This is a genomic window from Salarchaeum sp. JOR-1 (assembly GCF_007833275.1).
GTDB lineage: Archaea > Halobacteriota > Halobacteria > Halobacteriales > Halobacteriaceae > Salarchaeum.
Window position 1 is genome coordinate 918,475 of the sequence record NZ_CP042241.1, and the last position, 20,300, is coordinate 938,774.

Here is a 20,300-nt window from a genome sequence, read left to right on the forward strand (position 1 = left end):
TTTGGGTGCGCGCCACCGCGCTTCGAGTATGCAACCCGGAGACGTCGCCGCCGTCCCCTCCTGCACCGACATCCATTACGTCGACACCGGCATGTACGACACCGCGGAGTACGGCGCGGTCTACGTCGTGGACGCGGAGCGCCCCGCTATCGTCGACGCCGGCATCGGCACGAACTACGAGCGCATCCTCGACGCGCTCGACGCGGCCGGTATCGCCCGCGAGGACGTCGAAGTCATCGCGCCGACGCACGTCCACCTCGACCACGCGGGCGGCGCGGGCCTGCTCGCGGAGGCCTGCCCGAACGCGGACGTGTACGTCCACGAACTCGGCGCGCGCCACCTCGTCGACCCGAGCCGGCTCGTCGCGGGCACGAAGAACGCGGTCGGCGACCAGTGGCAGTTCTACGTCGAACCGACGCCCGTCCCCGAGGAGCGCGTGGTCGAGCTCACGGACGGCGACACGATCGACCTCGGTTCTCGCGCGCTCGACGTGCATCACGCGCCCGGCCACGCCCCCCACCAGGTCGTGTTCCGCGACGACCGCGACGACGCCGTCTTCGTCGCGGACGCCGCCGGCATCTACGTCCCCGACCGCGACGCCGTCCGGGAGACGAGTCCGCCGCCGAACTTCGACCTCGAACAGTGCCTCGACGACGTGTCGATGATTCGCGACCTCGACCCCGACGCACTGCTCTATCCGCACTTCGGGCCGGTCGCGGACGACGTGGACGACCGACTCGCCGGCTACGCGGACACACTCACGGAGTGGGTCGAGGCGGTCGAGGCGAAGTACGCGGAACTCGGCGACGGGGAGGCGGTACAGGAGTACTTCGCGGAGAACACGGACATCTCCGCGGTCTGGGGGTCGCGGAAGGCCCGCGAGGAAACCGCGATGAACGTGCGTGGCGTGTTGGGATACCTTAAGAACTCCCGGGACTAACCCCATGGTATGAATTGGCAGGACGCGGAGCGGGAGTACGAGGACGCGGTCATCGGCCGAACGACGCTCCCCCGGCTCTTCGAGGACGCGGCCGAGCGACACGCCGACCGCCCCGCACAGGGGTACAAGGGCGGTGTCTACGACCGCACGCTCACTCCGGACGTGCTGCCGGCGGCCCCCGGAGGCGAGTACGCGAACGTCACGTACGACGAGATGCGCGCGCTGGTTCGGAACCTCGCCGCCGGCTTCCGCGACCTCGGCCTCCGTCCCGACGACCGCGTCGGCGTGTTCGCACACACCCGCATGGAGTGGGCGCAGACCGACTTCGCCGTGCTCGCCGCGGGCGGCGTCATCACCACCGTCTATCCGAGTTCGAGCGAACGCCAGGTGTCCTACCTCCTCGGGGACTCCGGCGCGACCGGGGTCGTCGTCGAGGATCAGGAACTCCTGGAGCGCGTGCTCGCCGTGGAGGACGACCTCGACGTGGAGTGGGTGGTCGTGATGGACGAATTCGAGAGCGGCCGCGACGACGTGTACTCGTTCGCCGAGATTCACGAGCGCGGCCGCGAGGTCTACGACGAGGACGCCTACCTCGGATGGCTGGACGAGCGCGACCCCGACGACCTCGCGAGCCTCATCTACACGTCCGGGACGACCGGCCAGCCGAAGGGCGTGGAACTCACGCACTGGAACTTCCGGTCGAACGTCAACCAGTGCCGGAAACGCTTCGGTCCGCGGCCCGACAAGGGAGACCTCCCCGTCATCGACGAGGAGAGCCGTCTCGTCTCCTACCTCCCGCTCTCGCACGTCTTCGAGCGACTCTCCGGGCACTTCCTTCAGTTCGGGAGCGGCGCGCACGTCTGTTACGCGGAGTCCCCCGACACCCTCCAGGAGGACATGGGCCTGGTCGAGCCGACGACCGGGACGAGCGTCCCGCGCGTGTACGAGAAACTCTACGACGCGGTGCGCGAGCAGGCGTCCGGCTCCGACCTCAGCGAGCGCATCTTCGAGTGGGCGGTCGGCGTCGCACGCGACCACTACACCGCCGAGAACCCCGGTCTCGTGCTCTCCGCGAAGCACGCGATCGCGGACAAACTCGTCTACTCGAAGGTTCGAGAGGCGCTCGGCGGGAACGTCGAGTACTTCATCAGCGGCGGCGGCAGCCTCGACCCCGGACTCGCCCGCGTCTTCCACGGGATGGGCCTCCCGATGCTCGAAGGCTACGGCCTCACCGAAACGAGTCCCGTCATCTCGGTCAATCCGCCCGAGGAGCCGAAGGTCGGCACCATCGGCCCCGTCGTCGTCGACACGGAGATCGAACTCGACGAGTCCGTCGCGACGCCCGAGCAGCGCGAGCGCGCCGATGGCCGGGTGGGCGAACTGCTCGTGAAGGGCCCCCAGGTGTTCTCGGGCTACTGGGAACTCCCCGACGAGACCGACGCGGCGTTCACCGAGGACGAGTACTTCCGCACCGGCGACGTGGTCGACCTCCGATCCGACGGCTACATCCAGTTCCTCGAACGCGCGAAACAGCTCCTCACGCTCTCGACGGGGAAGAACGTCGCGCCCGGCCCCATCGAGGACGCGTTCGCGCAGTCGCCGCTCGTCGAGCAGGTGATGGTCGTCGGGGACGACCGGAAGTTCGTCGGCGCGGTCGTCGTCCCGAACGTCGAGGGCGTCCGGACGTGGGCGGATCGCGAGGGATTCGAGCTCCCCGAGTCGCCCGCGGAACTCTGCCGGGACGACCGCGTGCACGAGCGCATCCAGCGCGAGGTCGACGCCGTGAACGAGAGCCTCGAGGACTTCGAGACGATCAAGCGGTTCGCGCTCGTTCCGGAGGAGTTCACGGAGGAGAACGACATGCTCACCCCCTCGCTGAAGAAGAAGCGCCGGAACATCGAGGCGCGGTACGCGGACGAAATCGAATCTCTCTACGAGTAACGCGCTCACACTCGAATTTTCCGTCTATGTGCTATTTTATGCGGGAGAAATTGTAGAGTTCAACATTTCTCTGAGGGGAAACGCATCCTTTTATGACGCTTGGATACCTGTTTTCGAGTAGTGTCAGGGTCGGAAGTCATCCCACTGGTCGCGGCTATCATCGCGCTCGGCGTCGGATCGCAGATACTGTCCGATAAGTTCCAGGTGCCGAGCGTGCTGTTCCTCATCCTCTCCGGCATCGTGATGGGGCCGGAAGGCTTCGGTCTCATCACGCCGAGCGCTCTCGGCCTCGACGCGCTCTCCGCCATCGTCGGCCTCTCGGTCGCCATCATCGTCTTCGAGGGCGCATTCCACCTGAAGTGGGAGAAACTCCGAGAAGCCCCCGGTGAGACCTTACGGCTCGTGACTATCGGCGCAGTCATCGCGCTCGTCGGCACGTCAGTCGCCGTGCACTTCCTGCTCGGCGCGGCGTGGGATCTCTCCTTCCTCATCGGCGCGTTACTCGTCGCGACGGGGCCGACGGTCATCACGCCGATTCTCGAAGTCGTCCCCGTCCGCGACCGCGTCGGCGCGGCGATGGAGACGGAAGGCGTCGTGAACGACGTGACGGCCGCCATCCTCGCCATCGTCGTGTTCGAAGTAGTGAACCCCAGCCACTCCTCGATGGGGATCGTGCAGTCGTTCGCGTCCCGACTCGGCGCCGGCATCGCCATCGGCGCGCTCGTCGCCGGCATCATCTGGTACCTCCTCCGGCACGTCGATCTCTCCGCGGGCGGCGCGGTGCAGAACGCCCGCCTGCTCGTGCTCGCCGGCGCGCTCGTCGCGTACGCGGCCGCTAACTCTCTCTTCTCGGAAGCCGGCATCGCCGCGGTCGCGACCGCCGGCGTCCTCCTCGGGAACGCCGACCTCCCCTACGAGAAGGAGATAGAGACGTTCAAGGGCGACATCACGCTCATCGTGCTGTCGTTCGTCTTCATCGCGCTCGCCGCGCTTCTCCAGTTCGAAGACCTCATCCGTCTCGGCCTCGGCGGCATCGGTGTCGCAATCCTCGTCGCGGCCGTCATCCGGCCGCTCGCCGTGTTCGCGTCCACGTTCGGCGACCGGTACACGGTCGCAGAGCGCGCGTTCATGAGCGCGGTCGGCCCGCGCGGCATCATTCCGGCGTCCGTCGCGACGCTGTTCGCCGTCCAACTCCAGAACGCCGGACAGGAACTCGCGGCGAGCACGCTCGTCGGCACCGTCTTCCTCGTCATTCTCCTCACGGTCGTCTTCGAAGGCGGCCCGGCCCGGCAGTTCGCGGAACTACTCGACATCATACCCATGCGCGTCATCATCGTCGGCGGCGGCACCGTCGGTCGAGCGCTCGCGGAGCGCCTCGAAGACCGCGGTGAGAACGTCGTCATCATCGAATCGGACGAATCGATCATCGAACTCGCACGCAACGAAGGCTTCACCGTCCACCAGGGCGACGGCACCGACACCGAAGTCCTCCGGAAGGCCGGCGCGGAGAAGGCGAAAATCATGGTCGCCGCGACCGGTGACGACGACGCGAACCTCCTGGTCAGCCAGCTCGCGGACTCCAAGTTCGACATCGAGACGGTCATCGCCCGCGCGAACAACCCCGATAACGTGGACGCCTTCGAGGATCTCGGCGTCCGCACCGTCTCCAGCGCGATGGCGACCGCGTGGGGCATCGACAACCTCATCGAGCGCCCCGCGCTCGCGAACTGGATGACCGAAATCGGCCGCTCGGGCGACGTCCAAGAGATCGAGGTCACCGCGGACGACCTCGTCGGCATGACCATCGACGAACTCGACGAGAAACTCCCGAACGGCTGCATCATCGCGCTCGTCGGCCGCAGCGGCGAGAACGAAGTGCCGAACCGCGACCGCACCCTCCAGAAGGGCGACCACCTCACCTTCCTCGGCCGAAAGGAAGCCGTCCGGGAAGCCCTCGAGATGTGCCACCCGCGCGAGTGACCCTAGCTTTAGGGCGCCGTTTCCGTTCACTATACTCGTGTCCGAGGAGCTAGCGCGAGCGCTCACTCGCGCCGCGCCCGGCGACCGCGCGCACGCAACCACCGACAGCCAGCGCTATACCGCCGTCGTCACCGCCACCGAACACGACGACACCGGCGTCCGCGTCGCCGCCGTCCCCGAATCCGGCGACGACTGGCTCGAACTCCGCGCCACCCGCACCGCCGGCGAATGGACGCCACCGACCGTCCACCGCCTCCAGCACCCCGAGGACGACTGGACGAAACTCGGTCGGCTCGTCACGCTCGACCTCGAATAACCCTCGCTCGCGCTCGCTGCGGGAACCACTCGCGGAAAAAGCTACGGTAAAAAGGCCGCTCGCGGTGCGAGCGGTCGGATTAGTCGCGCTTGAACGTGATCGCCGCGCCCTGGCGCGAGTACCTTTTTCCGCGTCGGGTTTCCTCGCGCCGCTGCGCTCGCTGCGGGAACCACTCGCGGAAAAAGCTACGGTAAAAAGGCCGCTCGCGGTGCGAGCGGTCGGATTAGTCGCGCTTGAACGTGATCGCCGCGCCCTGGCCGAAGCCGACGCAGAGCGTCGCGAGTCCCTTCTTCGCGTCGCGCTTCTGCATCTCGTGGATGAGCGTGACGGGGAGGCGTGCGCCGGACGCGCCGAGCGGGTGGCCGATGGCGATTGCGCCGCCGTTCACGTTGAACTTGTCGTCGTCCACGCCGAGCTTGCGCTGGCTGTAGAGCGTCTGGGACGCGAACGCCTCGTTCAGCTCCACGAGGTCGAACTCCTCGATGTCCTCGCCGGTGCGCTCGAGGAGCCCCTGCGTGGCGGGGACGGGGCCGACGCCCATGATGGTGGGGTCGACGCCCGCGACGTTGTTGTCGCCGACGTACGCGAGGATTTCGAGGTCGTGTTCCTCCGCGAACTCCTCGCTCGTGACGAGCGTCGCGGCCGCGCCGTCCGAGATCTGGCTCGCGTTCCCGGGCGTGACCGTGCCGTCGCTCTTGAACACGGTCGGGAGGCTGCTGAGCGTCTCGAGGTCGGTGTCGGGCCGGATGCCCTCGTCCTCCTCGACGACGCCGTCCTCTGTCTCGACGGGCACGATTTCGTCGTCGAACCGACCGGACTCGGTCGCCTCGGCGGCGCGCTGGTGGCTGCGGAGCGCGTACTCGTCCTGTTCTTCTCGGGACACGTCGAACTCCTCGGAGACCTTCTCCGCGGTCATTCCCATCTGGAGGTCGGACACGTCGTACTTCTCGCCGAGTTCCGGGTGGAGGTGGCTGTAGGAGTCGCCGCCCATCGGAACGCGGCTCATGTTCTCCACGCCGCCCGCGATGATGGCGTCGCGCTGGCCGGCGCGAATCGCGTCGCTCGCGCTGATGACGGCCTGCATCGAGGACGCGCACCAGCGGTTGATGCTGGTCGCGGGCGTGTTCTCTCCGAGTTCGGAGAGCAGCGCGATGACGCGCGCGACGTTGTTGTCCTGTTCGGTGCGCTGCTGCGCGACGCCCCACATCAGGTCGTCGATGTGCTCGGCGTCGAGTCCGGTCTCGTCGAGGATGTGGTCGATGAGCGTCACCGAGAGGTCTTCGCTACGCGTGTCCGCGAACACGCCGTCCTCCTTGCCTTGGGGCGTTCGGACGGCCTTCGCGACGACTGGCGTGGGCATTTCTCCCATACCGTCGTCTCGCGCCCACAGGGCCTTAAGCCTGCCACAACGGGCCACACGTTCCGAGACGTTTCTTCGACCGGCCGGACGCGGGAGAGGACAAACGGTTTATCGGGCGCTGCGCTACGCGAACGCATGCGTCGGTTCCTCCGCCGTCTCGCTCGCCCACTCCCCGCGCTCTTCCTCGTGAGCGCGCTCGCGCTCGCCGTCCGCCTCTACGACCTCGGCCACCGGGTCGCTCACCAGGACGAGGCCCGGGTCGCGGACTGGATTCTCCAGTACATGGCGATGGGCACCTGGGAGTACCGCCCGATCATTCACGGCCCCTTCCTCCCGCACGCCAACGGCGTCCTGTTCGACCTCCTCGGCCCCTCTGACTTCGCGATGCGCCTCCTCCCCGCGGTCGCGGGCGCGCTCCTCCCCCTGGCGGCCCTCCTCTACCGCACCCGCCTGCGGGACGGCGAGACCATCGCGCTCGGCCTCCTGCTCGCCGCGAACCCCCTCCTCCTCTACTACAGTCGGTTCATGCGGAACGACCTCCTGCTCGCCGCGGTGATGTTCGCCGCCGTCGGCTGTTTCGTCCGCGCGTGGGACACCAAACGCCTGCGCTGGCTGCCAGTCGCCGCCCTCCTCTTCGGCCTCGGGTTCACGATGAAAGAAAACGCCCTGCTCTACCCGGTCGCGTGGGTCGGCGCGCTCGCGCTCGTCGCCGACAGCCGCGTCGTCACCGGCGACCGCGGCTGGGTCGGACGCGCCGTCGCCGGCGCGCGCCGCGTCTACCGCTGGCTCCTCGGACTGGTGGACGTGCTCGCCGGCGGCCCCCGCGACCCCGGCCACGGCCTCGCCGCGCACGTCCGCGACGGCCTCCGTGCCGCCCGGCGGAACCCCGTCGTTCGGTACGTTCCGCTCGCGCTCCTCCTGCTCGCGGAGGCGCTCGTCGTCGCCGTCCTGTTCTACGCGCCGAAACCCGACCTCTACACCGCGCTCTCGGGCGGCCGCCCCCTCCTCCCCGTGCTCCGGGAGGCGACGGTCGGCGTCTGGTTCGAGTTCCTCGGCACGTGGGGCGGCGCGAGCATGCACTCACACTCCATGGTGGCGTTCCTCGGCCAACTCCTCGAAATCACCATCGTCGGCGCGCCCTCCCTCCTCCCGCTCGCCGTCGTCGGATTCGTCGCCGACCGCTACGCCGGCGACTCCCCCCGCGACCTCGTCGCCTTCTGCGCGTACTGGGGGTTCGCGTCCATCTTCGGGTACGCCGCTATCACGGACATCATGGCCGGGTGGACGGCGATTCACGCGGTCGTCCCGCTCGCCGTCCCCGCCGCCGTCGCGCTCGCCGCGCTCTACCGGATGGGCCGGGAGGCGTTCGCGACCGACCGCCCGTCGCTCGCCGCGGGCGTCGTCGCCGCGCTCGCGCTCAGCGCCCTCGTGACCGGCGGCGTCGCGGCCGGCGCGTCCTTCGCCTACGACCAGTCCACGGAGAACCCGCTCGTCCAGTACGCACAGCCCGCGGGCGACATGAAGCCCGTCCTCCACGACATCCGCGAGGTCTCCCAGTCGAACGACGGCGTCGACGTGCTGTTCTACGGCGACGAGTTCCACAACCCGACCGGCAGCCAGGCGTTCACCATCGACGACTGGGACGTCCCCGGTGACGCGGGCGGCGCGTACCCCGGGTGGTTCGCGCGCCTCCCGCTCCCCTGGTACCTCGACCAGTACGACGCGAACGTCTCCAGCGTCCAGTCCGTCGCCGCGTTCCCCGACAGCCCGCCGCCGGTCGTCGTCACGCTCGACCGCGAGAGCGACGACATCGACGACCGCCTCGACGGCTACGCGCGCTACACGTTCCCGCGCTACCTCACCTCGGGCCACGGCGACCTCGCCATCTACGTCCGCACGGACGCGTAGCGCGCGTTCGGCGACGGTCTTAAGCGGGTCGCACGGCAAGGGTAGGCGATGAGCGAAAGGGCGCTCGACGTCATCGAAGTTCTCCTCACCGCTCGCGTCTACGGGCGGACGCCGAGTCTCGACGAAGACGACCTCCCACCCCACCTCCGGGAGGCGTTCTGGGCCGAGGACGGCGTGCCGGACTCCCCGACGGTGGACGAAGACACCGTCCGCGAGGCCACGGGCATCACCGAGCCGTGGGAGGAGATTTCGGGACTGATGTTCACCGACCGCGACACCTTCAGCGGGCGGCTGAACCTCGTGAACGACGACATGGCGCGCGAGTGGTACGACGAGCGGGCGGACGCCGACCGACTGAACCGGAACCCGGCGCTCGCACACGAGTTCGAGGACCGCGAGGGCGTGGACTACGAGGCCGCCCGGTCGGAGAACCGGCCGGTCCGCGCGGATCCGCAGTGGATAGACGGCTTGCTCGCGGAGTTCTTCGACGAGGAGGACGAGGAGATGCTCGACCTCGTGGAGGTTCGCGCGCCCTCCGAAATCGACGTGACGATGGACGACCTCGTCCTCACGCCCGAACAGGAGGCGGAAATCGGGAAGGTCGGAAAGGCGATCGAACACCGTGACTTCCTCGCCGAGGTCGGCCTGTACGAGATCGGGAAACTCCTCTTCGTCGGCCCGCCCGGCACGGGGAAGACGTCGACGGCGAAGGCGCTCGCGCACAGCCTCGACCTCCCGTTCGTCGAGGTGAAGCTCTCGATGATAACGAGTCAGTACCTCGGTGAGACGGCGAAGAACGTCGATAAGGTGTTCGAGGTTGCGCGCCGGCTGTCGCCCTGCATCTTCTTCATCGACGAGTTCGACTTCGTCGCGAAAACCCGGAGTTCGGACGAGCACGCGGCGATCAAGCGCGCCGTCAACACCCTCCTGAAGAGCATCGACGAAATCAGCCTGATTCGGGACGAAGTCCTCCTCATCGGCGCGACGAACCACCCGGACGACCTCGACTCGGCGGTGTGGCGGCGGTTCGACGAGATTCTCGCGTTCCCGAACCCGTCGGAGCCGATGCGGGCGGACATCCTCCGCCTCATCACGCACGACATGGACATCGAGAACTTCGACCCCGAGGAGATCGCGGCGGCGACGGACGGACTCACCGGAAGCGACCTCCGGCTCGTGATGCGCGAGGCCGTGCTGGACGCGCTGACCGAAGACCGCACGACGCTGACGCAGGACGACCTCCTCGGCGCGGTCGAGCAGTTCGAGGAGCGCGACCACCTCCGCAACCTCGACAACCTGGAGGACGCGCTCACGCACGGCGACTCGGTCGAGGGCGACGAGGGCGCAGGCGAGGACTCGGGCGACGCACACGACCACGTTCACACGCACTAGATGCGCGTCACACTCCTCGGAACGGGCGACACGACCGGCACGCCGACGCCGGGGTGCGACTGCGACACCTGTCTGGAGGCCCGCGCACGCGGTGTCGAACGAACCCGGTTTTCGGTGCACGTCGAGAACGAACGCACGGGCGACTCCCTCCTCCTCGACGCGAGCCCGGACTTCCGCCACCAGTTTCTCACGCAGGACGTGTCTCTCCCGGACGAAGCCGTCGTGACGCACGTGCACTTCGACCATCTCGACGGTCTCGGGAACGCGTACCGCCTCGTCGACGACCTGCCCGTGCACGCGACGAACGAACGCGACCCCGAGACCGGACAGTCCGTCGCGGGGACGGTGCGGGAGAAGTACGACTACCTCGACCCCGTCACCGTCCACGGGCACGCGCCCTGCGAGACCTTCCGCGCGGCGGGGTTCGACGTGACGCTCGTCCCGGTGGACCATCCGCCGCTCGTCTGCTACGGCGCCGTCGTGCAGGATCCGGAGACGGGCGCGAAACTCTCACTCACCGGGGACACGACCTACGACGTCCCGGCGAAGTCCCGGGACGCGCTCAGGGACGCCGACCTCCTGCTCGCGGACGCCATCGTCCCCGCCGCGCTCTGCGACCATCACCCGATGGGCGGCCGACACGAGGACGGAGACGGGATTCCGCGGACGTTCGGCACGAAGCATATGACGCGGGAGGGCGCGGTCTCGCTCGCGGACGAACTCGACGCCGACCGCACTCGGCTGGTGCACGTCTCTCACTTCTATCCGGTCGAGGCGGCGTTCGACGACCCGCTCGCGGTGGACGGCGAGCAGCACGAGCTCTAGCGAGGCGCCGACGGCGACCTCGAATAGGCGACGCCGAGACCGAGGCGGCCGTTGCGGGGCTCATGTGCGGGAATGCAAGCGTCCCGGTGCAGCCTCAACTGAAACGGTCGAGGCTGGCCTGCCGGCGCTTCTCGCCGGCGTCGGGCGTCCACGCGGTTCGCGCCGCGCGCTCCCCGTCGAGGTCGGCGGCCGGCGAGTCCCCCGGTTCGTAGCCGGGGCAGTCCGGGCCGCACTCGCTCGCGGCATCGACCAGCCGCTGTTTGAACGCGCAGTGTGGGAGCGTCGCGGCGCCCGCCTCCCGGCCGGGACGGCTCTGCGCGCAGTCGGGGAGCCCGTAGGTTCGCCATCCCTTCCCGAACGCGCGCTCCGCCAGTCGCCGGCGCTTCGCCGCCTTCTCGTCGGGCGACACGAACCCGACCCTCGTTTCGAGTCCGCGCTCGTCCCGGATTTCGACGCCCGGCGCGGACGGGTCGAGCGGCGTCCCCTCCCGCACTACCTCTATCGGGTCGTCGCGATCGAAGTCCACGCGCCACACCCCGACGCCTTCGGGGATGCGGTTCAAGTGAGCGCGCGTCACGTAGGACTCCGTCGCCAACACCACCTCGTCGAGGAGGCCGAGCGCGGCGTCGTGCCGGAGCTGGAAGTCGAGGTCGCCCGGCGTCCCGAGGTCGGGCTTGTTCTCGATGCCGACGAGTCGCCCGAACCAGTCGTCGGGGTAGCGCGCGACCTGCCGCGCGACTCGCTGACCGCGCTTCCGATCGAGTTCGAGGAAGCCCGCGTCCGCGCCGGCTTCCGCGAGTCGGTGTGCGCGCTCCGGCGGTCCGTCGAACGCGTCCGTGACGCGCCGCCACCGCCCCACGCCCACGTCCGCGTCGAGGACGCCGCTCGGGATCTCGTCCGGCGTGAGCGCCACGCGCTCGTCGAACGCCGGGCCGGGCGCGACCGTCACCACGTCCAGAATCCGGTTTCCGGTTCCGTGAACGCTCGCGCCGAGCTGTCGGCTCACGACGCCCTCGCGGGGTTCGAGGTGGGCGCAGAGCCGGAGTTCGAACGCGAACTCGCGCATGCGGTGAGGAAGGCTGTCGTCGCGGAAAAGCTAGTCGGCGATGACGGCCGCGGCCGCGCCGCCGAGCACCATCGGGAAGAGGTAGGTGGCGACGCGGTGGACGAGCGCGGCGGCGGCGACGGCGGCCGCGGGAACCGGGGTGAGGGTGGCGACGACGAGGACGAGCAGGGCTTCGAGGCCGCCGAGGCCGCCCGGAATCGGGACGACGGCGGCGAGGTCGCCAACGGGGATGGCGACCAGCGCGACGACGAGCGGTATCGTGTACCCGAGCGCGTAGAGCGAACTCCAGAGGGAGGCGGCGAGCGCCAGCCAGCCGAGCGCGGAGAACCCGATTGCGAGCAGGAGGCCGCGGCGGTCGGCGGCGACGCGGTCGATGGCGCGGAAGAACTCGTCGACGCGCGCCTCCACGGCCGCCGCGTCCGGCGTGTCGATTCGCGGGACGACGCGGCCGACGAGGCGAGCGACGGGCGCGACGGCGCGGGCGACGCCGCGCTCGACGGGGTCGCGGTTCGTCCACGCGAGGTAGACGAGGACGGGGAGGCCGACCGCGAGGACGGCGACGGCGGCGGCGACGAACGTCAGCCGGTCGCCGAGCGTCGCGGTCGCGGCGAGGTAGCCGAACCCGGCGACGCCGAGCGTGAGCGACGGGACGAAGTGGAGGGCGTCCACGCTCGAAATCGCCGCGAACCCCGTGCCGTACTCCACGTTGGTCTCCCGCGAGATGAGGTACGCGCTGAACGGTTCACCGCCCGCCTGCCCGAACGGCGTGACGTTGTTCGCGAACGTCGTCGAGGCGTACACGGCGACCGCTCGCAGCACGCTCACGTCCCGTCCGAGCACGCGGAGGACGGTGCGGAGGCTGAGCGCCCACGCGACCAGCCAGCAGACCGCGGCCGCGGCGACGAGCAGGAGGCGGCGCGGGCGCGCTCTGGAGAGCGCGTCTACGACCGTTCCGACGCCGACGACCCAGAGCAGGAGCGCGGTGAGCAGCACTCCCGCGAGGAAGCCGACGACCACCGACCGGGTTTCGACGGGTGTGTCCACGCACCCGACTGGGGACGGCGACGGGATGTAGCTGACGGGCGTCGAACTGTAACAGTAGGTTTATCAGGCGCTCGGGGCGAAAATCACGCAAGATTACTCAATGGCCCAAAACAATCGACAACCGGAGGTGAACATCGGCCTCGTCGGACACGTCGACCACGGCAAGACGACGCTCGTGCGCGCGCTGTCCGGCGAATGGACCGACCAGCACTCCGAGGAGATGAAGCGAGGCATCTCCATTCGGCTCGGGTACGCGGACGCGACGTTCCGCAAGTGCCCCGAGTGCGAGGAACCCGAGGCGTTCACCGTCGAGGAGACTTGCCCCGAACACGGCGTGGATACCGAGGTTCTGCGAACCGTCTCGTTCGTGGACGCACCGGGTCACGAGACGCTGATGGCGACGATGCTCTCCGGCGCGGCGCTGATGGACGGCGCGGTGCTCGTCGTCTCCGCGAACGAACCCGTCCCGCAGCCGCAGACCGAAGAGCACCTGATGGCGCTCGACATCATCGGCATCGAGAACGTCGTCATCGCGCAGAACAAGGTCGACCTCGTGGACGCCGAGCAGGCGCGCGAGAACTACGAGCAGATCAAGGAGTTCGTCGCGGGAACGGTCGCGGAGGACGCGCCCATCGTGCCCGTGAGCGCCGAACAGGATATCAACACGGATCTCGTCATCGACGCCATCGAGCGCGAGATCCCGACGCCCGACCGCGACCCGAACGCCGACCCCGAGATGTTCGTCGCGCGCTCCTTCGACATCAACCGCCCCGGAACCACCTGGGAGGGCCTCCAGGGCGGCGTCGTCGGCGGGAGTCTCGTCGAGGGCGAACTCGAAGCGGGCGACGACTTCGAGATCCGGCCCGGCCGCGAAGTGGACGAGGGCGGCGAGACCGAGTGGCGCCCGATCACCACGGAAGTCCGGTCGATTCAGGCCGGCGACGAGATGGTGGACGCCGCCACCCCCGGCGGCCTGCTCGGCGTCGGAACGGGTCTCGACCCGTCTCTGACGAAGGGCGACGCGCTCGCCGGCCAGGTCGCCGGCCACCCGGACGCGCTCCCCCCGGTCTGGAACGACTTCACGATGAGCGTCGAGCTCCTCGACCGCCTCGTCGGCGCGGAGGAGGGCGAGACGGTCGACCCGGTCAACACGGGCGAACCCCTCATGCTCACCGTCGGCACCGCCACCACCGTCGGCGCCGTCACGAGCGCGCGGGACGGCGAGTGCGAAGTCCAACTCAAGCGCCCCGTCTGCGCGAAGGAGGGCTCGAAAATCGCCATTAATCGCCGCGTCGGCGCGCGCTGGCGGCTCATCGGCGTCGGGACGCTGGACGGATAACATGACGCGAGTGGCCGTGGACGCGAACGCGCTGATGATGCCCGTCGAAGCCGGCGTTCGGCTGTTCGACGAACTCGACCGCCTCGTCGGCACGTACGACGCGGTCGTCCCCGAACCCGTGCTCGCCGAACTCGATTCCCTCTCGGAGTCGGGCGGCGAGGAGGGCCGGGCGGCCAGCGTGGGCGCGGACCTCGCGGCCCGTTGCGACACCGTCGAAACGGAGGAATCGTACGCGGACGACGCCGTTCACGCGCTCGGCGCGTCGGGCGCGGTGGACGCGGTCGTCACGAACGACGCCCCCCTGAAGGAACGCCTGCTCGACGCGGGCGTGCCAGTAATCCATTTACGGGGCCGGAATCAACTCACACGCACTCAACCATAGATGTACAAGCGAGCACGCCTCACGGACACGATCGAAGTTCCCCCCGAACACCTGGCGGACGTCACGCCCGACCTGGTGAAACGACTCCTGCAGGACAAACTCGAGGGCCGGATGGACGAAGACCTCGGGAGCATCGTCACCGTCACCGACGTCCACGAAATCGGGGACGGCGCGGTGCTCCCGAACCGGCCGGGCGTCTACTACGAGGCCGAGTTCGACGCGCTCGCGTTCGACCCCGAGATGCAGGAAGTCATCGACGGCGAGGTCGTCGAGGTCGTGAACTTCGGCGCGTTCGTCGGCATCGGGCCCGTGGACGGCCTGCTGCACGTCAGCCAGATCTCGGACGAGTACCTCGCGTACGACGAGGAGAACCAGCAGCTCGCCAGCCGCGAGTCGAACCAGGTTCTCAGCGTCGGCGACTCCGTGCGGGCGCGCATCGTCACGAAGAGCATCGACGAGCGCAACCCCCGGGAGTCCAAGATCGGTCTCACCGCGAAGCAGCCCGGGCTCGGGAAGCACGGCTGGCTGCAGGAGAAGCGCGAGGAAGAGGAGGGCCTCTAGATGGCGTCCAACAGGCTCGCGTGCCACGACTGCCACCGCATCGTCGACCCGGACGAGGAGACGTGTCCGTACTGCGGGTCGAACTCGCTCACGGAGGACTGGGCGGGCTACGTCGTCATCACGCACCCCGAGCAGTCCGAGATCGCGGAGAAGATGGAAGTCGCGGAAGCGGGCGAGTACGCGCTCAAGGTTCGATAGTGCCCCGGACGGTCGCACGCCTCCCGAAGTCCGCGCGCGCGGAGTTCAAGGACCCGCTCGGCCGCATCTACACGGACGCCCAGGCGTTGCTCGCGGACGCCGGCAGCCCGGTTATCGCCGTCGGCGACGTGGTGACGTACCACCTCGAACGCGCGGGGGCGACGCCGCACGTGTCGGTGGTGGACGGCCGCACCGAACGCGAGGCCGTCGACGAGGAAATCGTGGAGGGGTTCCCGGACGCGGACACGGACGTGCACGTCGCGTCCGACCCGGCGACGCTCTCCCACGAACTCGTGGCGGCGCTCGTGGACGCCATCGGCCGCGAGGAGACGACGCTACTCGTCGTGGACGGCGAGGAAGACCTCGCGTCCCTGCCGGCGGTCGTCGCCGCGCCCGCCGGCGCGTCCGTCGTGTACGGCCAGCCCGGCGAGGGGATGGTGCTCGTGAACGTGGACAGCGAACGCAAGGAACGGGTGCGCGACCTCCTCGGGCTCCTCGAAACCGAGGCGGCGTTCTGGCGGCTGCTGGACTCGTAGGGGGCTTCGAAATCCTTTTGAGCGAACCGAGACAAGTGAGGGTCAACTGACCATGGAAATCGACATTCTGGAGCAGGACGACAACCCCCTGCTCCACCGGACCGAGGTCTCGTTCGAAATCACGCACGAGGATGCGTCTCCCTCCCGTCTCTCCGTTCGCGACAGTCTCGCGGCGCAGCTCGACAAGAACTCGGACGAGGTCGTCGTGCACAGCCTCGACACGAAGTTCGGGATGCGCAAGACCGTCGGGTACGCGAAGGTGTACGACTCCGCGGAGTCGGCCGTGGACGTGGAGCAGGCGTACATGCTCGACCGGAACAAGATCTCCGCCGAGTCCGAGGAGGGCGCGGACGCCGCGGAAGCGGAGGGTGAGGAGTAATGGCGCGACACGAGTACTACGAGGACGGCGAGGTGACGAAGGAGCAGTGCCCCCGATGCGGGAACACGTTCCTCGCGGACCACGGTGACCGCCAGCACTGCGGGAAGTGCGGGTACACCGAGTGGGAGTAAGGTAACGCTCTTTTGATGCGCGTTCTCGGCGTCGAGGGTACTGCGTGGTGCGCGAGCGCGGCCGTGTACGAGACCGACGACCTGCAGGATCCGGACGCCGGCAGCGTGACGATTCACTCGGACGCCTATCAGCCCGCCGAGGGCGGGATCCATCCGCGGGAGGCCGCAGAGCACATGCGGGACGCGATTCCGGGCGTTATCCGGGACGCGCTCGATTCGGCGGCCGGCCCCGTCGACGCGGTGGCGTTCTCGCGCGGCCCGGGACTCGGGCCGTGTCTCCGCATCGTCGCGACGGCGGCGCGGTCGCTCGCGCAGGTGCTCGACGTGCCACTGGTGGGCGTGAACCACATGGTCGCCCACTTGGAGGTCGGCCGGCACTACGCGGACTTCGACGCGCCCGTCTGCCTGAACGCCTCCGGCGCGAACGCCCACATCCTCGGGTACCATAACGGCCGCTATCGCGTGCTCGGGGAGACGATGGACACGGGCGTCGGGAACGCTCTCGATAAGTTCACGCGACACCTCGACTGGAGTCACCCCGGCGGCCCGAAGGTCGAAGAACACGCGAAGCGGGGCGAGTACGTCGACCTCCCGTACGTCGTGAAGGGCATGGACTTCTCCTTTTCGGGTATCATGTCCGCGGCGAAGGACGAGGTGGACGACGGCACGCCCGTCGACGACGTATGCAGGGGTCTCGAAGAAACGATATTCGGGATGCTCACCGAGGTCGCGGAGCGCGCGCTCGGCCTCACCGGCCGCGACGAACTCGTGCTCGGCGGCGGCGTCGGACAGAACGCTCGGCTGCGGGGAATGCTCGAATCGATGTGCGAGCAGCGCGGCGCGCAGTTCTACGCGCCCGACCCCCGGTTCCTCCGGGACAATGCGGGCATGATAGCGGTGCTGGGCGCGAAGATGTACGACGCCGGCGACACCCTCCCCGTCGCGGAGTCCGCGGTGGACTCGGACTACCGGCCGGACGAGGTGCCTGTGACGTGGCGCGACCGCGAGACGAGCGTCCTTCAGCCCGCGGGCGCGGCGGACGTGCAGGGCGCGGAAGCCGTCGTCTCCCTCGGGGACACGGTGACGAAACACCGACGGCCGAAGGCGTACCGGCACGCCGCGCTCGACTCGCGGCTCCGCCGCGACCGCACGGTACTGGAGGCCCGCCTCACGAGCGAGGCGCGACGCGTCGGCGTTCCGACGCCTGTCGTGTTCGACGTGGACGTTCCCGAGAGCACCATCGAGTTCGAACACGTCGGGCACGCCGATCTCCGGGACGCCCTCACCGAGACCACGGTGCGCGAGACCGCACGCCACCTCGCCCGGATTCACGACGCGGGGTTCGTGCACGGCGACCCGACAACGCGGAACGCGCGCGTCGCGACCCGACGCGGAACGACCGAGCGGGGGAGCCGCGACGACGCGACGGACGACACCCGCGTCTACCTCATCGACTTCGGCCTCGGGTACTACACGGACGACGTGGAGGACTACGCGATGGACATTCACGTCTTCCAGCAGAGCCTCGCCGGCACCGCCGACGACCCCGACCCGCTCCTCGACGCCGCCGCGGACGCCTACCGCGAACACGGAGCGGCGGACGTGCTCGACCAGCTCGGCGAGATCCTGGGGCGCGGCCGCTATCGCTCCCCCAACTGATTTAGTCCGCCTCCGCGTATCCACGGGTATGTCCGAGAAGCCGTCATCCGGTGAACTGTTCGGCGTGCCGTACAACTTCGAGCGTCCCTCCCTCTCGAACATGGCGTCGTCGTACTGGCAGCCCGGCGAGGGGATGCTCGTGGAGAAGCCGTTCGGCGTCGGGTACACGCTGAACCTCGCGAACTGGCGGTCGTGGGTCGTGCTCGCGGTCGCGGGCGTCCTCCTCTACCAGCAGCAGTCCGGCGACGAGAGCGAGGACGACGTCGTGGACGACGCGGTCGAAGTCGTCGTGGACGACTAACCGACGGCGTTTTTCTCTCCGCCCGTCCAGGAGGCGTATGAAGTTCGTCACGACCAATCAGGGAAAGGTGCGGGAGGCCCGCGAGTACCTCGCCGACCTCACTGCAGTCGAACAGTTCGACTACGATTACACGGAGATTCAGAGCGACAGCCTCGCGGCCATCGCCGCGTCGGGCGCGGAAGAGGCCTACGAGGCCGCGGGCGGCGACGAACCCGTCATCGTCGACGACGCCGGGCTCTTCGTCGAAAAACTCGACGGCTTTCCGGGCCCCTACTCGGCCTACGTCGAGGACACGCTCGGCATCGATCGCGTCTGGGAACTCGCGCAATCACTGGACGACCGGCGCGCCGCGTTCCGCTGCACGGTCGCGTACGCCGACAGCGACACCGTCGAGACGTTCGACGGCGCGGTTTCGGGGACGCTCGTCGCCCCGCGCGGGTCGGGCGGATTCGGCTACGACCCGATATTCGAACACGACGGCGAGACGTTCGCGGAGATGGAGACGGAGAAGAAGAACGCGCTCAGCCACCGCGGTCGCGCGCTCGCGAAACTCGCGGACTGGCTTGCCGAGGATTCATAGGGGAAGCCGCGGCCAGACCGGTCGTGTCGTAACGCTCGCGGACGGGGAGACAGCGAAACCCGGCGGCACGCTCCCCCTCCGACACGCCGTGCCGCCGTGCTAGCTCTCCCTTACGCCCGCGGGTCGCGGTCGGGGCCGGGATACTCGCCGTCCGCGACGACGGGGTACAGTCGCTCGGGGTCGAACAGCCGCGCGAACGCGTCCGGGGACTTCACGCTCGTCGTCACGTACTTCTTCAGCGACGCGTTCGCGTCGACGGACCGCAAGTCGTCGTCGAACGTGACGAGGTGCGCGGCGTTCCCGTGGTACGCGCACGCCAGCCCGGGATGGTCGCCGGCTGGATGCTCGACGAACTCTCCGAGTTCGCTGATGCGCTCGCGCCACGCGTCGGCGAGGTCGGCGTCCGCGAGTTCCGCGACGACGGCGTGAGCGTCGTCCAGCAGCGGATCGCTCACGACGAGCGTCGCCCACGAGTGCGAGCGCACGTGGTCGAGAGCGTCCCGCGCTGCGCCGCCGCAGAGCAGGTCGGCGGCGAGCACGTCCGCGTCCGCGACGACGGTCGCGGGATCAGGTTCGTCACTCATTCCGGTAGTCGTCGAGGGCCGCCCGTATCTCCGACTCGCTGACCTCGTATTCGTCAGCCGCGTCGAACAGGTTCTGCCAGGTCATGACGTCTGACGCATGAACCGGTGGATCTCCTGCTGATACGCCCCGGGTTCGAGGTCTAGGTCAACATCTACGGACACGGTGATGGCGTCCGAGATCTCCTCCGTGACGGATCGTGCGAAGTTCTCTCCGACCCACGCGCCGCCGGCGACGACGCCGTAGTCGCCGTGATGCCAGACTGCGAGGTCGCCGCGAACGGTCAGCGTCTCCCCGTCGATGGTCACCGTTTCGCTGTTCGTGACGGGGAACTCGAACGTCGGTATCTTGTAGGTCGCCTTGTACTCGGTGAGGCTTGCTGACTCTCCGGTCGCCACCTCGAACGACCCTGTTCCGGTGCGTTCGACGTTCGACAGTCCAGCGTCGGTGAGGCGGTCGCGGAACTGCGCGCGCGCGCTCGCCTCAACCTCGGCCAGCACTTCCTGCTGACCGATACCGCCCGGGAGGTTCCCGATGTCCGGACTGAAGTCGATGCGGGTCGCGGAGAACAGCGCGAGCCGGCTCGTCACGCGGCCGAGCGTCGCCTCCTGGATTCGTTGATTGAGCGCGGCGTCCGTGTACGTCGTCGTGTAGCCCTTCGCGGTGAACGTCACGGGGCCGTAGGACTGTTCGATGAGCGTGCGTTCGCTCGAATCAGTCTGCTTCCAGCCGGCGTCCTGCATCTCTTGGGTCGGCACGTCCGGTGGTGAGACGGACGCTCGCGCCAGCGTCGAGCAGCCCGCGAGTCCGGCGAGCCCGAGTCCGGCGCTCGCTCCGAGTAGCGTTCGGCGGTTCATACCCGTGGTAGGGAGCCCATACC

22 protein-coding genes are annotated in these 20,300 nt (G+C 68.7%); 17 read left to right on the plus strand and 5 right to left on the minus strand.

Translation table 11 applies throughout. From position 1 onward, the window contains the following. Window positions 1-28 precede the first annotated feature (28 nt). The 4 genes from FQU85_RS05825 to FQU85_RS05840 all read left to right on the plus strand — a co-directional run bounded on the left by FQU85_RS05825 (window position 29) and on the right by FQU85_RS05840 (window position 5,177). A complete protein-coding gene (locus FQU85_RS05825; RefSeq protein WP_145845569.1) occupies window positions 29-940 on the plus strand; it encodes an MBL fold metallo-hydrolase in 912 nt (303 codons plus the stop codon). 9 nt (window positions 941-949) lie between these two features. Further along, the gene (locus FQU85_RS05830) at window positions 950-2,881 is read left to right on the plus strand and encodes a long-chain fatty acid--CoA ligase (protein WP_145845571.1); all 1,932 of its coding nucleotides are present in this window, start codon (window positions 950-952) and stop codon (window positions 2,879-2,881) included. A 120-nt stretch (window positions 2,882-3,001) separates the two neighbouring features. Then, window positions 3,002-4,861 (plus strand): cation:proton antiporter, encoded by a 1,860-nt coding sequence (locus FQU85_RS05835; RefSeq protein ID WP_145845573.1) that lies wholly within the window; start codon window positions 3,002-3,004, stop codon window positions 4,859-4,861. A 37-nt stretch (window positions 4,862-4,898) separates the two neighbouring features. Further along, on the plus strand, window positions 4,899-5,177 hold the full coding sequence (locus FQU85_RS05840) for a hypothetical protein (RefSeq protein WP_145845575.1): 279 nt from the start codon (window positions 4,899-4,901) through the stop codon (window positions 5,175-5,177). 223 nt (window positions 5,178-5,400) lie between these two features. On the opposite strand, the gene FQU85_RS05845 is transcribed toward FQU85_RS05840, so the two are convergent. Then, a complete protein-coding gene (locus tag FQU85_RS05845; RefSeq protein WP_145845577.1) occupies window positions 5,401-6,546 on the minus strand; it encodes a thiolase family protein in 1,146 nt (381 codons plus the stop codon). Between the two features lie 126 nt (window positions 6,547-6,672). On the opposite strand from FQU85_RS05845, the gene FQU85_RS05850 reads away from it, so the two are divergent. From FQU85_RS05850 to FQU85_RS05860, 3 genes are read left to right on the plus strand one after another with little or no spacing between them, the layout of a single operon-like run. Next, a complete protein-coding gene (locus FQU85_RS05850; RefSeq protein WP_145845580.1) occupies window positions 6,673-8,445 on the plus strand; it encodes a flippase activity-associated protein Agl23 in 1,773 nt (590 codons plus the stop codon). A 48-nt stretch (window positions 8,446-8,493) separates the two neighbouring features. Beyond that, a complete protein-coding gene (locus FQU85_RS05855; RefSeq protein WP_145845582.1) occupies window positions 8,494-9,837 on the plus strand; it encodes a 26S protease regulatory subunit in 1,344 nt (447 codons plus the stop codon). Next, window positions 9,838-10,662, plus strand: coding sequence for an MBL fold metallo-hydrolase (locus FQU85_RS05860; RefSeq protein ID WP_145845584.1), 825 nt, complete (start codon window positions 9,838-9,840; stop codon window positions 10,660-10,662). 94 nt (window positions 10,663-10,756) lie between these two features. Here FQU85_RS05860 and FQU85_RS05865 read toward each other — a convergent pair whose 3' ends face one another. Together FQU85_RS05865 and FQU85_RS05870 are read right to left on the minus strand one after the other, a co-directional pair. Next, window positions 10,757-11,728, minus strand: a complete 972-nt coding sequence (locus FQU85_RS05865) for a DUF5787 family protein (protein ID WP_145845586.1) — start codon at window positions 11,726-11,728, stop codon at window positions 10,757-10,759. A 30-nt stretch (window positions 11,729-11,758) separates the two neighbouring features. Next, window positions 11,759-12,772, minus strand: a complete 1,014-nt coding sequence (locus tag FQU85_RS05870; RefSeq protein ID WP_145845589.1) for a lysylphosphatidylglycerol synthase transmembrane domain-containing protein — start codon at window positions 12,770-12,772, stop codon at window positions 11,759-11,761. Between the two features lie 100 nt (window positions 12,773-12,872). Here FQU85_RS05870 and FQU85_RS05875 point away from each other — a divergent pair, with 100 nt between their 5' ends. The 10 genes from FQU85_RS05875 to rdgB are packed head-to-tail and all read left to right on the plus strand — an operon-like array spanning window position 12,873 to window position 18,838. Further along, window positions 12,873-14,111, plus strand: coding sequence for a translation initiation factor IF-2 subunit gamma (locus FQU85_RS05875; RefSeq protein ID WP_145845591.1), 1,239 nt, complete (start codon window positions 12,873-12,875; stop codon window positions 14,109-14,111). 1 nt (window position 14,112) lies between these two features. Continuing rightward, window positions 14,113-14,493, plus strand: coding sequence for a twitching motility protein PilT (locus FQU85_RS05880; RefSeq protein ID WP_145845593.1), 381 nt, complete (start codon window positions 14,113-14,115; stop codon window positions 14,491-14,493). After that, window positions 14,494-15,054 carry a DNA-directed RNA polymerase gene (locus FQU85_RS05885; RefSeq protein ID WP_145845595.1) on the plus strand — a complete coding sequence of 187 codons (561 nt, stop codon included), beginning with the start codon at window positions 14,494-14,496 and terminating at the stop codon, window positions 15,052-15,054. Then, entirely contained in the window at window positions 15,055-15,252 is a 198-nt protein-coding gene (gene spt4, locus FQU85_RS05890; RefSeq protein WP_145845598.1) for a transcription elongation factor subunit Spt4, read from the plus strand. It begins immediately after the preceding gene. After that, entirely contained in the window at window positions 15,252-15,788 is a 537-nt protein-coding gene (locus FQU85_RS05895) for a GTP-dependent dephospho-CoA kinase family protein (RefSeq protein WP_145845600.1), read from the plus strand. Before spt4 ends, FQU85_RS05895 begins: the two co-directional genes overlap by 1 nt. A gap of 52 nt (window positions 15,789-15,840) precedes the next feature. Then, on the plus strand, window positions 15,841-16,167 hold the full coding sequence (locus FQU85_RS05900; RefSeq protein ID WP_145845604.1) for a 30S ribosomal protein S24e: 327 nt from the start codon (window positions 15,841-15,843) through the stop codon (window positions 16,165-16,167). After that, window positions 16,167-16,298, plus strand: a complete 132-nt coding sequence (locus FQU85_RS05905; RefSeq protein WP_145845606.1) for a 30S ribosomal protein S27ae — start codon at window positions 16,167-16,169, stop codon at window positions 16,296-16,298. Before FQU85_RS05900 ends, FQU85_RS05905 begins: the two co-directional genes overlap by 1 nt. A gap of 15 nt (window positions 16,299-16,313) precedes the next feature. Continuing rightward, on the plus strand, window positions 16,314-17,957 hold the full coding sequence (locus FQU85_RS05910; protein ID WP_145845609.1) for a bifunctional N(6)-L-threonylcarbamoyladenine synthase/serine/threonine protein kinase: 1,644 nt from the start codon (window positions 16,314-16,316) through the stop codon (window positions 17,955-17,957). Window positions 17,958-17,985: 28 nt separating this feature from the next. Beyond that, the gene (locus tag FQU85_RS05915) at window positions 17,986-18,258 is read left to right on the plus strand and encodes a DUF5808 domain-containing protein (RefSeq protein ID WP_145845613.1); all 273 of its coding nucleotides are present in this window, start codon (window positions 17,986-17,988) and stop codon (window positions 18,256-18,258) included. Window positions 18,259-18,295: 37 nt separating this feature from the next. Then, on the plus strand, window positions 18,296-18,838 hold the full coding sequence (gene rdgB, locus FQU85_RS05920) for an RdgB/HAM1 family non-canonical purine NTP pyrophosphatase (protein ID WP_145845616.1): 543 nt from the start codon (window positions 18,296-18,298) through the stop codon (window positions 18,836-18,838). A 110-nt stretch (window positions 18,839-18,948) separates the two neighbouring features. Here rdgB and FQU85_RS05925 read toward each other — a convergent pair whose 3' ends face one another. Together FQU85_RS05925 and FQU85_RS05930 are read right to left on the minus strand one after the other, a co-directional pair. Next, entirely contained in the window at window positions 18,949-19,422 is a 474-nt protein-coding gene (locus tag FQU85_RS05925) for a hypothetical protein (RefSeq protein ID WP_145845618.1), read from the minus strand. A gap of 81 nt (window positions 19,423-19,503) precedes the next feature. Then, a complete protein-coding gene (locus FQU85_RS05930; protein WP_145845621.1) occupies window positions 19,504-20,277 on the minus strand; it encodes a DUF6517 family protein in 774 nt (257 codons plus the stop codon). Between the last annotated feature and the right edge of the window lie 23 nt (window positions 20,278-20,300).